The 17,646-nt window shown below is 49.3% G+C and carries 4 protein-coding genes (1 of these 4 only partly in view); 3 read left to right on the top strand and 1 reads right to left on the bottom strand.

Annotated elements, in window-relative coordinates; translation table 11 throughout:
- The first annotated feature begins 78 nt into the window (after positions 1-78).
- The 3 genes from phaC to sstT all read left to right on the top strand — a co-directional run bounded on the left by phaC (position 79) and on the right by sstT (position 3,722).
- Positions 79-1,839: a class I poly(R)-hydroxyalkanoic acid synthase gene (gene phaC, locus AC6I8U_RS21580; protein ID WP_498018478.1), complete on the top strand. Its 1,761-nt coding sequence runs from the start codon at positions 79-81 to the stop codon at positions 1,837-1,839.
- Positions 1,829-2,227 (top strand): MaoC family dehydratase, encoded by a 399-nt coding sequence (locus AC6I8U_RS21575; RefSeq protein ID WP_498018477.1) that lies wholly within the window; start codon positions 1,829-1,831, stop codon positions 2,225-2,227. The genes phaC and AC6I8U_RS21575 overlap by 11 nt, the downstream gene beginning before the upstream one ends.
- A 277-nt stretch (positions 2,228-2,504) precedes the next feature.
- Positions 2,505-3,722 (top strand): serine/threonine transporter SstT, encoded by a 1,218-nt coding sequence (gene sstT, locus AC6I8U_RS21570; protein WP_128650358.1) that lies wholly within the window; start codon positions 2,505-2,507, stop codon positions 3,720-3,722.
- Between the two features lie 79 nt (positions 3,723-3,801).
- Here sstT and AC6I8U_RS21565 read toward each other — a convergent pair whose 3' ends face one another.
- A protein-coding gene (locus AC6I8U_RS21565) for a VCBS domain-containing protein (protein ID WP_498018476.1) crosses the window boundary here: on the bottom strand, positions 3,802-17,646 show its 3' portion. It continues 13,638 nt past the right edge of the window; only the last 13,845 of its 27,483 coding nucleotides appear in the window; its start codon lies off the right edge, out of view; its stop codon occupies positions 3,802-3,804.

Raw genomic sequence — 17,646 nt, 5'->3', positions numbered from 1 at the left:
ACTTCACTGACCATGAGTTTAACGCTTGGTTTGATGAACATGAGTCGCCCTATTTTTTTAGCAATAAAGGATGAGAAGATGGACAAAAAGCCCCCATTCCAAGATGTCATCGATAGTTACTTTCAAGCCACCCAAGGATGGTTTGGCGCGTTTCAAAAGCCTACTCAATCCACCATCTTCAAATCTCAAGTGGAAGACTGGAGTCAGCTTGCTCAATCGGTCGCGAGTAACCCAACCAGTATTTTAGAGCAGAAAATGACTTGGTGGAATCAGCAGATCAACCTATTTAATGACTGCATCTTATCGACCAGTGAGCAAACTCAAAAAGAAACGGACCCACGCTTTAGGGATGAAAGTTGGTCGGAAAATCCTTTCTATAGCTACATCAAAGAGAGCTATAAATTAGTGTGTAAGTCTGTGTTAGATACCATCAGCAACACACAAGATATCGAGCCTGAGGCGAAAGAGCGCCTTGAGTTCTTTGCTCGCCAATTTCTAAACGCCATGTCTCCGAGCAACTTTATTACGACCAATCCAGAAGTCATGAAACTGACGCTCGAGTCCAACGGTGAGAACCTAGTAAAGGGTCTCAACCAACTACAAAAGGACATGAGCAAGAGTGTCGACATGCTCAATATCCGCATGACCGACAGCGAAGCCTTTGTCGTCGGTGAGAACATTGCTGCCACAGAAGGCAAAGTCGTATTTAAGAACCACCTGTTTGAGCTAATCCAGTATCAGGCGACAACAGAAGAAGTGTACAAGCGACCGATGATGCTAGTACCGCCATTCGTAAACAAGTACTACATCATGGACTTGAATCAGCGTAAGTCGTTCGTGAAGTGGCTCGTCGATCAAGGGCACTCGGTATTTATGATCTCTTGGATTAACCCAGATGAGTCTTATCGAGATACCGATTTCGGTGACTATGTGATCGACGGCATTATTCCTGCGCTTGATGCCATTGAGGCGCAAACTGGAGAGCGTGAGGTAAACGGTCTCGGGTATTGCATTGGCGGCACCTTACTAACGGCTGCGATGGCATACCTTGCAGGTAAACGCCGTAAACAACGCATTAAATCGGCAACTCTTTTGACAACGATTCTCGACTTCCAACAACCAGGTGAACTCGGCATCTTTATCAATGATCCAATGATTTCGGCGATTGAAGCTCAAAACAATCACCAAGGTTATATGGACGGGCGTCAGATGGCAGTTTCATTTAGCTTGCTTCGCGAGAACAGCCTGTACTGGAACTACTACATCACCAATTATCTAAAAGGTGAAAAACCTGTCGCGTTTGACTTGCTGCATTGGAACAGCGACAACATTAACGTACCCGCTAGCTGCCACAATCAGATGCTTCGCCAGTTCTATCTCGAGAACAAGCTTAGCCAGCCAAACGGTATTGAGATCGATGGCGTCGGTATCGACCTCTCTAAAGTCAAATCGCCGACTTTCTTCCTATCGGCTATCGAAGATCATATCGCGCTCTGGAAAGGTACCTTCAAAGGCACAGACCTACTTAGCGGTCAAAACACCTTTGTGTTAGCAGAAAGTGGTCACATTGCTGGCCCAATGAATCATGCAGATTCGACAAAATATGGTTATTGGACCAACGACAAGGTCGATACAGATGCAGATACTTGGCTCAACACAGCGGACAAGCACACTGGCTCTTGGTGGGGACACTGGCAAGAGTGGCTAGATGCGCGCAACTTCTCCCAAAAAATTGAAGCTCGCGTACTCGAAGGTGAACTCGATGCCCCAGGAAACTATGTAAAACAACGAATTGAAGACGTACTAGCGAAACAAGAGGAGAACAGCTATGTCGCTTGAAGTAGGACAACATGCGAGTCTAAGCAAGACACTCGATAAAGTGGCGGTAGAGCAGTTTGCCTCACTAGCAGAAGACTATAACCCTGTGCACTTAGATGAAAATTTTGCAGCGATGACACCCTTTGAGGTGCCTATTGTGCATGGCATGCTAGGCGCTAGCCTTGTGTCCGGTCTCTTGGCGTCCAAAATCCCTGGACCTGGTGCCATTTACCTTGGACAGACTTTGCAATTTACGTGTCCAATCCGTGTTGGTGAGACGGTAACAGCTCGTGTGGAAGTAACAGAAGTCAGAGAAGACAAGCCTATCGCTAAGCTGTTGACTCAAGTACTTAATGAGCAAGGTAAAGTAGCTATCAAGGGCGAAGCGACGGTTATGCTGCAAGGCTAACCCTTCGTTTTCAGACCGTACTTTTCATCAAAAAAGGCAGCTTTCGCTGCCTTTTTTCGTGTCACAACAACCATAGCGCGCAACATATATCACCCATTTTCAACACAAAAACAAATAAATCATTCAACATTTGAATTATTTGTAGACACATCACTCTGTCTTGATAAGATACCGAACGCAAACACACTTTCTTACATAATAACCGTACTGCCAGATTGGAATCTTAAATAAACCATTACTCCAAAGGTAAGTTCGGAATCAATACAGGGATATAAAAATGCAAAGTTCTAGCATGCTGGCCCGTTATGCCAATGGCAATCTGGTTCTCCAGATCCTCGCGGGTATCGTTTTTGGTGTTATCCTCGCTGTCGCTTCTCCTTCAACGGCTCAAAGCTTTGGAATGCTTGGTAGCTTGTTTGTTGGAGCACTTAAAGCTGTCGCTCCAATTTTAGTCTTCATTCTTGTTGCAGCTTCTATTGCGAATCAGAAGAAAAACCAAACGACCCATATGCGCCCGATCGTGGTGCTTTACCTAATCGGCACTTTCTCTGCGGCACTGACTGCGGTTTTACTTAGTTTCCTATTCCCAACTGAGCTGACCTTGGTTGCCGGTGCGGAAGGAGCAACGCCACCACAAGGTATTGCTGAAGTTCTACACACACTGCTGTTCAAACTTGTCGACAACCCAGTTAGCGCGCTCATGAACGCTAACTACATCGGTATTTTGGCGTGGGCGATTGGTCTTGGTTTAGCTCTACATCATGCTTCAGACACGACCAAAGCGGTATTTGAAGATCTAAGCCACGGCGTGTCACAAATCGTGCGTTTCATCATTCGTCTAGCGCCATTTGGTATCTTTGGTCTTGTGGCGAACACCTTCGCAACAACTGGTTTTTCTGCGCTTGCTGGGTACGCACAATTGCTGTTCGTTCTGCTGCTTGCTATGGCCATCATTGCGCTGGTTGTAAACCCAATCATTGTCTACGTGAAGACCAAAGAAAACCCTTACCCATTGGTATTCCAATGCCTACGTGAAAGTGGTGTGACAGCATTCTTCACACGCTCTAGTGCGGCTAACATTCCAGTGAACATGACGCTTTGTGAGAAGCTGGATCTGGATGAAGATACTTATTCTGTGTCTATCCCTCTTGGTGCAACCATCAATATGGCGGGCGCCGCGATCACTATTACAGTGCTGACATTAGCGGCTGTGCATACCATGGGCATCGAAATCGACATCTTTACTGCACTGCTACTAAGTATTGTTGCTGCGGTATCAGCTTGTGGTGCGTCGGGCGTTGCTGGCGGTTCGCTACTGCTTATCCCGCTTGCTTGTGGCCTATTTGGTATCTCAAACGATGTGGCGATGCAGGTTGTTGCGGTTGGCTTTATTATCGGCGTGATTCAAGATTCAGCTGAGACAGCGCTTAATAGCTCAACAGATGTGGTGTTTACCGCCGCCGTTTGTAAGGCTGAGCAGAACAAGCTTGGTTAATAAACACTAGCATCCATAAATTCAAAGGGCTGTGTCATCGACACAGCCCTTTTTCTATTTAGACATTTCACCTCGGTGGCTACGGATCAATCTTGATTACATTCATTGTATCGAGCTGGTTGAGTAACTCGGTCTGATGGTTGCCAGGGTCACTTATTACACTAGCGTCCGAGATTCCAAGTTCATTCCAGCCGATACCCTCTAGAGTGATGTCCGTTTGCTCGCCATTGTTGGTGACACTGATCACCGTTGTGGCAGTGTCCGTTGCATCGGCAGGGTCATCCGTCACCGAAACCGTGATATTACCCAATAAGTCTCCGATATTGTCGTGTGCTGGCAACAGATCAGAAATGTCCAAGATATCGCTGCCAACGCTAAAGTCGGTGACTGTCTGCTCTGCCGGATCGGCAGTTGTCCCTGCTGCATCTTCGGTAAACAAGAATAAATCGTGACCATCGCCTCCGGTTAGGATGTCGTTACCACCGCCACCAAACAAGATATCGCTGTCATCGGTACCCACGATCGTTTCCGTGGTCGCAGAATCTGTACCCACTTTGATCTGATCTGGAAGCGTCAACTGCTCAGACTGGTATAGCGCAACCAACAGTTCTGTCGGGGTGAAATCACTGACCTCGCTTGGCGTTACGCCAAGTAAGGTATGAAGTGCAATACCTTCGAGGACGATAGATTGAACCACAACACCGTTGTCTGAAATCTCAAATACAGTATTGCCACCTTGCTCAGACACACTAAGTTGGTCGGTCAACAACTGATCGTCTTTAAACGCCACTGCCGTTAAATCGACGACATCGTGCTTGATGTTTGGATCACTGCTCGTAAAGTCACGTACATCAAAGTCTTTAATGGTGTCTGTGCCTGCTAAGTTTGCCGTTTCCCAACGGAAGGTATCTTGCGAATCAGTATCGCTGCTGATACCGCCACCAACAGGAATAGTATTGCCAAACATCCACTCGTCATCTGATGTCGCAACTAAAATATCATCAAGTGCACTGTCACCTCGCAATCCCTGATTACCTGTCACTGTGATGGTGATAGGTTGCTCCACTTCACCAAATCCGTCATTAGCAAGGATCGTAAATGTGTCGGTATCGGTTTCACCTGCAGCTAACGCATTGCTACTGCCCGCTAGGAGTACATAAGCCCAAACACCAGACGCGATATTGAAGGTGAACGTGCCGTAGGTTCCTGTCACCGAGTACACATCACCCACTAAGCTTCCACCACGAACGGAGCGCGTCGCCGTATTGTCTACATCGGCAACAGTCACAGTTCCAGTGACGGCATCGGTTACGCCCTCTTGCACACCTTCCGCTACGTCGCCCGTGATAGTCGGTGCATCATTAGTACCCTCTATCGTGATAGTGACGGTTGAAGTGGTGCCATCAATAGACTGCACATTAAAGGTCTCGGCAACTTCTTCACCCTCTGCGAGAGAGTTAAGCGCATCGTTCGCGACAAAGCTCCAGTTACCCTCGGCAGTAATAGAGAAGGTGCCATAGGTGCCATCTGTATCTGTTTGAGCAATGAAGGTGTCATCATCATTATCGACATCAACAGACTTGAGCGTCCCTCCCGTAGTTAACGCGGCGTTCGTCTCTTGCAGACTTACATCCGCAGAATCCACCGTTGCTGCATCATTTGTACCAGTGATGCCTATCGTCACTTGCGACTTAGTACCATCGACAGAAAAGACATCGAATGACTCCTCAACACGCTGTCCATCAGCCAGATTGTCATAAGCGCTATTCGCTTCAAATGTCCATACGCCTGACGCACTCAATGTAAAGGTACCTAGAGTGCCCGTTGTGCTTGCCTGAGCGACAAACACATTATCTAGATTGTCTGGATCGCTCGCGGTTAAGGTGCCACCAGTGGTGAGTACGCTATTGCTTTCTGTCAGCTCTACAGCTGCAGCACTGATGGTTGCAGCGTCATTGGTACCGTTAATTTGTACCGTAACCGTTGATGGTGTGCCATCTACGGACGTAACATCGAAGGTTTCACTGACGCTTTCTCCAACATTTAGATAATCGAACGATTGGTTGGCGATAAAGGTCCAAACACCATCGGCAGCTATCGAGAAACTTCCGTATGTGCCCGTCTCGCTTGAAGGGGTAAACGCATTATTTGGGCTATCAATATCAGTCGACGTTAAGCTATCCGTTATCGTCAGCGCAGCATCGGTTTCATCGGTGATCACGGAGCCAACGCTCACTTGCGCAGCGTCGTTGGTGCCCTCAATTTTTACCGTTACGGACGTTGGAGTGCCGTCAATGGTCGTCACTTGGAACGTCTCAGAGACACTTTGACCTACATTGAGGTAGTCATAAGACTCACTAGCGGTGAAAGTCCACTTACCATCAGATTCGATACTGAACGTACCGTAAGTGCCTTGAACATCGTTTTGAACCGTAAAGGTATCATCAAGGTTATCCACGTCTGTGGAGTCAAGGTTGCCAGTAATTTCTAGTGCAGCATCGGTCTCATCACGAGTTTGAGAATCCGAGCTTACGATCGCCGCATCGTTTCTACCTTGGACAGTTACATCGATAGTTTGGGTTATCGCATCCCCTTGAGATACGCCGCCGACCAGGCTCTCAATGTAGAGATCAAAACTCTCGTTTACTGGACCATCGTTAAGTGAATCTGCTTTGTTTTGGTCAATGACATATTCCCATTTAACCGTATCAGCGGTATCCCCAGCAATCAGCTTCAATGTTCCGTATGTACCAACGACTTCAGTAACCATTCCTGAATCACTTAAGCTAAAGCTGTGTGTATCGCTTTGGTCAACATCGGAAATCTTCACCTCGCCCGTAGCCGTTCCTGACTCCGCACCTGTTGGGTCCTCATAAACCGTTCCTGTTGCAACGGTCTCGCCAGCGACGACTTGCGGTGCATCATTAGTACCCGTTACTTGGAACTCGACCGTAATGGTATCTGAAGCGCCATGTTCATCAGTGACCTTAACCTCATAAGTTAGCGGTGCCGGCAACGTCTCCCCTTCAGAGAGGTACTCGAAATCACCGGTGAGTTCGAACGTCCATGCACCTGTTGTCGGGTCGACAGTTAGCTCACCTCTTGGGTCTCCCGATACGACTTCCCACTCATGATCATCCGCGATATTGACCGTATCAACATCGCCATCATCGAATGTTCCCGACAGCTGCGTATTGGTGTTCTCGGTCGCCATTTGCTGACCAATATCAACAATTTGAGGGGCATCATTGGTACCAACGATAGTGATAGAGATTAGGTGCTCATTAGATTCATTAGTCGCGACAACACCAGAGTCATCGGTAGCCACCACACTCACTTGGATAGTCTTAGTTTGACCTTTCGCCAGCGCATTTATCTCAGCATTGTTTGGATCTACTTCAAACGTCCAATTACCATTATTATCAATAGTGAAGTTGCCGAGATCAGAGTCTTGCTTGACCGAGAATGAATGGCTATCACCCACATCAATATCGGCGACCGTCACTTTTCCACTTGCGGTACTGCCCAAACTGTCACTCACTGAACCGGTCACAGCACCAGAGAGCGTTGGTCTGTCGTTAGAGCCAGTTACCGTTACTTCAACCGTCTGGGTTACTTCCCCACCAAAATTGTCAGTCGCTCGAATCGTAAACTCTTCAGTGACAGAGACACCTTCCCCTAATGCCTGAACATGAGCAGCATCATTATAAAGCTCGTAGCTCCAAGTATTTGTATCTGGGTCGACAACAAATTGACCATAGGTACCATTCAAATTAGCAGCCGTTAGAGTCACAGTATCGTTGGTATCAAGATCATCGAGAACAATATCTTTAGTGACAGATACTACGCCCGAACCACCTAAATCATCTTCGGTGACTGCGCCATCAACTGTCGACATCGTTGGTGGTTGGTTCTCGCCTTGAATGTTGATCGTAAGGGTTTGCGTGTCCGTTAAACCGCTAGGATCGGTCACCGTCACTTCCCAGCTTTGCGCAATAGATTCGTTGGCAGCAAGAGCAATGATGTCACTGTTATTAGGGTCTACCACATAAGACCATGAACCATCGCTGTTAAAGGTGAGGGTGCCATAATCCGTATTGACGTTGCCGTTTGGCGTTGCCGACCAAGTATGTAATCCTTGGTCTTGAGTATCGACATCCGAGACCGTTAACTGACCAGAAATCGTCTGGTCTGGGTCGTCTGCAACGATGGTTTCTTCAACGTTTGCTTGCAGAGTCGGTGCGTCATTCTGACCATTGACGTTGACCACAATTTCTAGGGTTTGAGGGAGACCGTTCTCATCAACAATAGTTTTACCATACTGGTCAACCGCATAAACCTCGAACACATCCTGACGTGTTTCACCCTCTTGGAGCGACTGAACAGCTTGGCTATCGTTGTCGAGCGTAAAGACCCAAGAACCGTCTTGATTAACTACGATGCTTCCGTATGTACCGCTGCCGTCAATCAATGTCCAAGTAATTTGGTCTCCTAGCTCTATACTAGGATCAAGTTCCAGTGGACCTCCCGCATCCGCGGACGTAATGACAATGGCTGAGTCGCCAGTACCAGTCTCATTCGAGTCATCGTTGTCTTCATTTGCCGTAACGGTTTCAACGATGATCTTTTCGTCTACAACAACATCTTCTGCAGAGCCAACAATTTTAACCTTAACTTCGCGTCTGTCCGAGGCGGTACTAAGATCCTCGTTAGGATCGGTATCAGTCACAGTAACAAAGAAGGTATCAAAGACTTCCTCGCCTGCTGGCAGTTCTACAGTAGGGTCCAGTACATAGGTCCATTCACCCGTTTCGGAATCAACGGTTAACGTACCGTAGTTGCCTTGTCCGTTCTCAACAGCCCACTCGTGGGTGTCAACCAGATCTGCGTCATCAACACCTAAAACACCTGAGATCGAGTCTGTTACGTCCTCAAGTGCTTCACCCAAGAGAATCGTATCGTTTTGCGGGCTAGTCGTATCTGAGCCGTAAGTGATTTCCGGCTTATCCGCTGTACCATTGATAGTGACATCAACATTAATGTAAAACGGTCCAAGAATAATACGCCAGTTCTCAGTTGCGGTTTCTCCCGCATCCAATCCTTGCACAAGCGGTGAGTCATTATCTAACTCATACTGCCAATTACCATCTGGTGTTCTGACGAGTTCTCCGTAGAGACCACCATTAATCGGCACGAAGCGGGCTGCTGCTGGGACATCAAAAATATATGAATCTCCATCTACAAGCTGGCCATCCTCTGTCACCTCTAACTGAGAAATATCCACGGGAATGATTCCGCCGCCACCAGAACCGTCTCCTGGGTCCTGTTGACCAATTACATCAATCACAACCTCTTGACGATTGGATACGCCTCCGTCGTTATCTGTGGCAACAACGTAAAATGTTTCCTGAACAGTTTCGCCAGAAATCAAGGCTTGTGTCGCAGGCAAGGAGTTATCGATGACATAGGTCCATTTACCATTGTTGTCGACCGTTAACGTACCGTATGTACCCACTCCAGACGTCTCGATAGACCAGCCACTGATTGAGCTGTCGTTGTCAACATCGGTTGCGACCAGTTGACCGTCTGTGCGCGTTAAGTCGACACCAAACACGTCCGCGGTACCATCTTCCACTACCGTGCCCGTTGACTCACCCGTTATGACGGGAGCATCATTACGCCCTTCAATCGAGATGGTGATATCCTGGGTAATGGTTGCCCCATTTTGATCCTGAGCGATGACAGTAAAGACCTCTTGCTTCACCTCATCCTCATTCAATGATTGCATCACATCGTTTTTCGGGGTGAATTGCCAATTACCATCTTTGTCGATTGATAGATCGCCATAAAGCCCGGTATAGACATTCTCGGTTTGACCATCTGTGATAACAAACTCAGCAAAGTCGTCATTATCGACATCTGTCAGTATCGCGCGTCCCGTGATAGGAGTGAGGTCATCAGATGAGTCATCAGTACCGTTGTCCTCAACGTAATTGCCAGAAATATCACCACTTACGGTTGGGGCATCGTTTTGACCTTCAATTCGAATCGTTACGAGCTCGGTGGACGTTGCGCCATGGCTATCCGTCACTGTCACCTCAAAGGTGTCCGTCAATCGCTCCCCTGGCTTTAATGCTTTAATGTCATCGAGCTTGTCAGTTTGATCATAGGTAAACGTCCATCGACCATCGGATGACAGTATTAATGATCCATAGTCACCACGACCACCATTGGAATCTGAGATCTCCCACTGATGGGTGTCATCAGCATCAACGTCACCCGGATTCAATTGACCTGTAGCCGTGTAATTACCCGCTTCAATCGTATCTTCTGAGATAGTGCGTGTCTGGGCACCGCGAATATTTGGTGCATCATTTTCACCAATAATCTCGATGTTGATATCTTGAATCGATTCATGGCCAAATTTATCAAGCACTCGAATACGAACGGTGTCATCTAGCGTGTCGCCTTTATCCAAGGAATCAACCGCATTCAGGTTATTGTTGAGTACGTACTGCCAGGTACCTGTTGACTCATCGATGCTAAAGGTACCGTATTGTCCTTCATCTAGAACGCTCCAAGAGACAACTTCACTCAGATCGGGGTCACCTGCACCAATCACATTATTATCAAGGTCGTTTTGGGTTGGCACCCCTGCGATAATAGTACCTGAGAGCACATCACCATCTTCGATGACATTGTATTCTGGCTTAACAGCAATTTCGGGATCAGTGTTAGTACCTGCAACCGTAACCGTGACAGTGATCGTGTCCGTTAATCCACCTTCATCGGTAACGACAATATCGAAGGTATCGGTGCGAGACTCTCCTGGCGGGATCTGGCGCGTTGCATCCCAGTCACTTTGCAACTGATACGTCCATTTACCGTTGTCATCAACCGACATATAACCGTATGTGCCCGTTGCTTGTCCGGTACCAGAATCCTCATTCTCAACCGCCCAGGTATGAGAGTCGGTTGTATCGACATCACTTACCGACAAATCACCCGTGGCTGTTGAACGACCCGTAGACGCTTCAATCACGCTGCCCGTCGTCTCACCTTTAACCTCTGGTGCATCATTAGTGCCTTTGATTGTCACGGTAATCGTTTGAGTAGCGGTGTTATCGCTAGACCCCGAATCATCTTTCACTGTGACCGTGAAAGTGTCTGTGAGCGTCTCGGCGTCGATGCCTTTAAGCCCTTGTACAGTTGGATTGCTGTTGTTGAGGGTATACACCCACTCACCAGTTTGTGGATCTATGGATATGCTGCCGTACTGACCTTTGGTTGAATTGATGAACCAGGTATGGTCATCACCAATATCGACATCTCCGTCTGTCAAAGTACCGGTAGCAGTAATTGGATTGGCCATGTCATTATCAGGATGGACATCTTCTGTCACTTCGCCACTCAATGTGCCGCCAATCACTGGGCGATCATTGTCACCATTGACGGTAATCGTGATCGTTTTTGTGCTCACGGCATTGTATTTATCAGTCACGCTTACTGAGAAGGTTTCTGTCACGACACTATCGTGCGCTAATCCATCCACCGATGCCTTTTGACCATCGCTCACACCAAGCGTATACAACCACTCACCCGTCGCCGGGTCTAATGCCAATGTACCGTAAGTGCCCACCCCAGCATTTGAATCATTGATTACCCATGACTCTGTCTCATTTTCATCGGGATCTTGGGTACTAAGATCAGCGCCAACAGTTTGTCCATAACCATCAACCTCATATAAGACACCCGTTCTAGTGCCTCCGATATCCGGCGCATCATTGGTGCCGATGACATCAATGCGAACCTCAAACACTTTAGTTGCAGTGCCATCTGTGACTTCGACTTCAAAGATCTTTTCGCCACCAGTTTGTCCTGCTTCGTACCTTACTCCCTGCTCTAGGTGGTCAGACAGAGATTGGTCTAGGGTGTACGTCCATTTACCGTTTTGGTCAATCGATAGTGAACCAAGGTTACCTTGAGGATCGACGACTCTGTATTGGAAAGTATCATTAATATCAATGTCGTCGACATCAATGACACCGCTTTCTGTCACATCTAGATCTTCGACTAGAGTTGCACTGTCATCACCGCTGAGCACCAATGCATCGTTGGTGCCAGTCACATCTATGGTGACATTTTGAGTACGCGTTCCGCCATTCCCGTCGTCAACCTGAACCGTAAACGTCTCTGTGACTAGTTGATCTTGACTTAGAGAATCCGCTTTAGCGTTATCTAACGTATATTCCCAAGTGCCTGTTGTCGCATTAATCGTAAACGAACCATATTGCCCTTCAGAGGAACCTACAACAGACCAAGTATGCACATCAGTGACGTCTACATCTCTAGGATTAAGATCCCCTGTTGCAGTCACAGTGCTGTCATCACCCTCTGCATTTTCAGTCACATCTCCCGTTCTATCACCTCGGATTCGAGGTCTATCATTAGTACCTGTAATCGTGATAGTGATGGTTTCAAACGAAGTGCCGTCGATAGAGTAAACTCTAAATGACTCTTGCATCGTTTCATCAAGACCCAGCTGCTGAATTGCGCGTTCGCGCGTATTCACTTCGTAGTCCCAATCACCTTGAGCATTAATAGTAAGGGTTCCAAGCGGCGAGCCTTGAGGTTCAACCGTTGTGTTAAATACGCTTTCTCCCGTATCGACGTCATCAACGCGAAGTGAGCCTTCACTTTTTATGTATCGTACGCCATCTTCTCGAATCACATTTCTGTCTTCGATAACATCACCGGTATTAGTACCGGATATAGTCGGCTGGTCATTGGTACCGTTAATCGTGACCGTTAATGTCTGGCTTATGTAGGCGTCTCGGTCATCAATAATAAATGCATCAATATCAACGGTTGTAGATTCACCTTCACGTAATGCTTGGGTCGCTGGTTTGGTATTATCTAGAGCAAACGTCCAACTGCCATCGGCATTGATGTTGAATGTGCCGTAATCGTTTTCAACGCTGGTACTCGTGTTGTCAGAATCAAACGCAAAGTTGAGATCGGCGTTATCCGCTAAATCGTAATCCGCGGCATTGATTTGACCTTCAGCTAATTGATCACCGGCTTCATTTAAGCCCGATTCTGTCACCGAATCAGTGAAGATACCGCCTGTTGTCAGGTACGGTTTATCGTTGGTGCCTTCCACCGTGATAGTCACGGTTTGTGTCGCGGTGACGTTTTGATCGTCAGTCACCACCACATCGAAGGTCACGGTTGCGCTCTCACCCTCTTCCAGAGCTTGCGTTGCTGCTGCGCCGTTATCCAGCTCAAATGTCCACAGACCGTTTTGGTCGATGGATACCGTGCCGTAAGGGTTCGAGTCATTTTCAATGCTGTAATCGAGCACGTCGCCTTCAGCTAGGTCAACATCGCTCGCGAAGATTTGACCGTCGATAGTAGGCGTACCTGCAACGGTATCACCAGCGTCCTCGTGCCCCGCTTCAACTACGGTACCGGTAATTTCACTGGTATCAGCAATCACCGGGGCATCATTGGTGCCGTTGATGGTCACGGTCAGGTTTTGACTGATGTACGCGTCGCGGTCATCGATGATGTAGGCGTTGATATCGACGGTAACGGATTCACCCGCTTCCAGCGCTTGTGTGGCGGGTTTGGTGTTATCCAGCGTGAACGTCCAGCTGCCATCGGCATTGATGTTGAACGTACCGTAGTCGTTCTCAACGCTGGTCGTCGTGTTACTTGAGTCAAACGCGAAGCTCAGTGGCTGACCATCCGCTAGGTCGTAGTCTGCCGCATTAATTTGACCTTCCGCTAATTGGTCGCCGGTTTCATTGAAACCAGCCTCGGTCACTGAGTCAGCGAAGATGCCGCCTGTCGTCAGGTACGGTTTATCATTGGTGCCTTCCACCGTGATAGTCACGGTTTGTGTCGCGGTGACGTTTTGATCGTCAGTCACCACCACATCGAAGGTCACGGTTGCGCTCTCACCTTCTTCCAGAGCTTGCGTGGCTGCTGCGCCGTTATCCAGCTCAAATGTCCACAGACCGTTTTGGTCGATGGATACCGTGCCGTATGGGTTCGAGTCGTTTTCGATGCTGTAATCGAGGACGTCACCTTCGGCTAGGTCGACGTCGCTTGCGAAGATTTGACCATCGATAGTCGGCGTACCTGCAACGGTATCGCCCGCGTCTTCATGACCTGCTTCAGTGACCGTGCCCACTATCTCACTGGTATCGGCAATCACAGGCGCATCGTTGGTGCCGTTGATGGTCACGGTCAGGTTTTGACTGATGTACGCGTCGCGGTCATCGATGATGTAGGCGTTGATATCGACGGTAACGGATTCACCCGCTTCCAGCGCTTGTGTGGCGGGTTTGGTGTTATCCAGCGTGAACGTCCAGCTGCCATCGGCATTGATGTTGAACGTACCGTAGTCGTTCTCAACGCTGGTCGTCGTGTTACTTGAGTCAAACGCGAAGCTCAGTGGCTGACCATCCGCTAGGTCGTAGTCTGCCGCATTAATTTGACCTTCCGCTAATTGGTCGCCGGTTTCATTGAAACCAGCCTCGGTCACTGAGTCAGCGAAGATGCCGCCTGTCGTCAGGTACGGTTTATCATTGGTGCCTTCTACCGTGATGGTCACGGCTTGCGTGGCTGTCACGTTTTGATCGTCGGTCACCACCACATCGAAGGTCACCGTTGCGCTCTCGCCCTCTTCTAGCGCTTGTGTGGCTGCAGCGCCGTTATCCAGCTCAAACGTCCACAACCCGTTTTGGTTAATGGATACCGTGCCGTATGGGTTCGAGTCGTTTTCGATGCTGTAATCCAGCACGTCGCCTTCAGCTAGGTCAACATCGCTCGCAAAAATCTGACCATCGATAGTAGGCGTACCCGCAACGGTATCGCCAGCGTCTTCATGGCCCGCTTCAACCACAGTGCCTGTGATTTCACTGGTGTTTGCAATCACTGGGGCATCGTTGGTGCCGTTAATAGTAACGGTCAGGTTTTGACTGATATACGCATCGCGGTCATCGATGATGTAGGCATTGATGTCCACGGTGACGGACTCACCCGCTTCGAGCGCTTGCGTGGCGGGTTTGGTGTTATCGAGCGTAAAGGTCCATCTACCATCGGCGTTGATGTTGAACGTACCGTAAGCGTTCTCAACACTGGTCGTCGTGTTGCTTGAGTCAAATGCGAAGCTCAGTTGCTGACCATCCGCTAGGTCGTAATCCGCGGCGTTGATTTGACCTTCAGCCAACTGGTCGCCCGCTTCATTGAAGCCAGATTCGGTCACGGAGTCAGTAAAAATACCGCCTGTTGTCAGGTACGGTTTATCGTTGGTGCCTTCCACTGTGATGGTCACTGTTTGTGTCGCGGTGACGTTTTGATCGTCAGTCACGACCACATCGAAGGTCACCGTCGCGCTCTCGCCCTCTTCCAATGCTTGCGTGGCTGCTGCGCCGTTATCCAGCTCAAATGTCCACAGACCGTTTTGGTCGATGGATACCGTGCCGTATGGGTTCGAGTCGTTTTCGATGCTGTAATCGAGGACGTCACCTTCGGCTAGGTCGACGTCGCTTGCGAAGATTTGACCATCGATAGTCGGCGTACCTGCAACGGTATCGCCCGCGTCTTCATGACCTGCTTCAGTGACCGTGCCCACTATCTCACTGGTATCGGCAATCACAGGCGCATCGTTGGTGCCGTTGATGGTCACGGTCAGGTTTTGACTGATGTACGCGTCGCGGTCATCGATGATGTAGGCGTTGATATCGACGGTAACGGATTCACCCGCTTCCAGCGCTTGTGTGGCGGGTTTGGTGTTATCCAGCGTGAACGTCCAGCTGCCATCGGCATTGATGTTGAACGTACCGTAGTCGTTCTCAACGCTGGTCGTCGTGTTACTTGAGTCAAACGCGAAGCTCAGTGGCTGACCATCCGCTAGGTCGTAGTCTGCCGCATTAATTTGACCTTCCGCTAATTGGTCGCCGGTTTCATTGAAACCAGCCTCGGTCACTGAGTCAGCGAAGATGCCGCCTGTCGTCAGGTACGGTTTATCATTGGTGCCTTCTACCGTGATGGTCACGGCTTGCGTGGCTGTCACGTTTTGATCGTCGGTCACCACCACATCGAAGGTCACTGTCGCGCTCTCGCCCTCTTCCAGTGCTTGCGTCGCCGCAGCGCCGTTATCCAGCTCAAACGTCCAAAGACCGTTTTGGTTAATGGATACCGTGCCGTATGGGTTCGAGTCGTTTTCAATGCTGTAATCCAGCACGTCGCCTTCAGCTAGGTCAACATCGCTCGCGAAGATTTGACCGTCGATAGTAGGCGTACCTGCAACGGTATCACCAGCGTCTTCATGGCCCGCTTCAACCACAGTGCCTGTGATTTCACTGGTGTTTGCAATCACTGGGGCATCGTTGGTGCCGTTGATGGTCACGGTCAGGTTTTGACTGATGTACGCGTCGCGGTCATCGATGATGTAGGCGTTGATATCGACGGTAACGGATTCACCCGCTTCCAGCGCTTGTGTGGCGGGTTTGGTGTTATCCAGCGTGAACGTCCAGCTGCCATCGGCATTGATGTTGAACGTACCGTAGTCGTTCTCAACGCTGGTCGTCGTGTTACTTGAGTCAAACGCGAAGCTCAGTGGCTGACCATCCGCTAGGTCGTAGTCTGCCGCATTAATTTGACCTTCCGCTAATTGGTCGCCGGTTTCATTGAAACCAGCCTCGGTCACTGAGTCAGCGAAGATGCCGCCTGTCGTCAGGTACGGTTTATCATTGGTGCCTTCCACCGTGATGGTCACGGTTTGCGTGGCTGTCACGTTTTGATCGTCAGTCACGACCACATCGAAGGTCACTGTCGCGCTCTCGCCCTCTTCCAGTGCTTGCGTCGCCGCAGCGCCGTTATCCAGCTCAAACGTCCAAAGACCGTTTTGGTTAATGGATACCGTGCCGTATGGGTTCGAGTCGTTTTCAATGCTGTAATCGAGGACGTCACCTTCGGCTAGGTCGACGTCGCTTGCGAAGATTTGACCATCGATAGTCGGCGTACCTGCAACGGTATCGCCCGCGTCTTCATGACCTGCTTCAGTGACCGTGCCCACTATCTCACTGGTATCGGCAATCACAGGCGCATCGTTGGTGCCGTTGATGGTCACGGTCAGGTTTTGACTGATGTACGCGTCGCGGTCATCGATGATGTAGGCGTTGATATCGACGGTAACGGATTCACCCGCTTCCAGCGCTTGTGTGGCGGGTTTGGTGTTATCCAGCGTGAACGTCCAGCTGCCATCGGCATTGATGTTGAACGTACCGTAGTCGTTCTCAACGCTGGTCGTCGTGTTACTTGAGTCAAACGCGAAGCTCAGTGGCTGACCATCCGCTAGGTCGTAGTCTGCCGCATTAATTTGACCTTCCGCTAATTGGTCGCCGGTTTCATTGAAACCAGCCTCGGTCACTGAGTCAGCGAAGATGCCGCCTGTCGTCAGGTACGGTTTATCATTGGTGCCTTCCACCGTGATAGTCACGGTTTGTGTCGCGGTGACGTTTTGATCGTCAGTCACCACCACATCGAAGGTCACGGTTGCGCTCTCACCTTCTTCCAGAGCTTGCGTGGCTGCTGCGCCGTTATCCAGCTCAAATGTCCACAGACCGTTTTGGTCGATGGATACCGTGCCGTATGGGTTCGAGTCGTTTTCGATGCTGTAATCGAGGACGTCACCTTCGGCTAGGTCGACGTCGCTTGCGAAGATTTGACCATCGATAGTCGGCGTACCTGCAGCGGTATCGCCCGCGTCTTCATGACCTGCTTCAGTGACCGTGCCCACTATCTCACTGGTATCGGCAATCACAGGCGCATCGTTGGTGCCGTTGATGGTCACGGTCAGGTTTTGACTGATGTACGCGTCGCGGTCATCGATGATGTAGGCGTTGATATC

It is taken from the genome of Vibrio sp. KUL80 (assembly GCF_059725495.1).
This window is presented reverse-complemented; position numbering and strand designations above follow the sequence as displayed.

Coding starts and splice junctions, on each gene's coding strand:
- phaC (WP_498018478.1), top strand. CDS start 79: ATGGACAAAAAGCCCCCATTCCAAGATGTCATCGATAGTTACTTTCAA.
- AC6I8U_RS21575 (WP_498018477.1), top strand. CDS start 1,829: ATGTCGCTTGAAGTAGGACAACATGCGAGTCTAAGCAAGACACTCGAT.
- sstT (WP_128650358.1), top strand. CDS start 2,505: ATGCAAAGTTCTAGCATGCTGGCCCGTTATGCCAATGGCAATCTGGTT.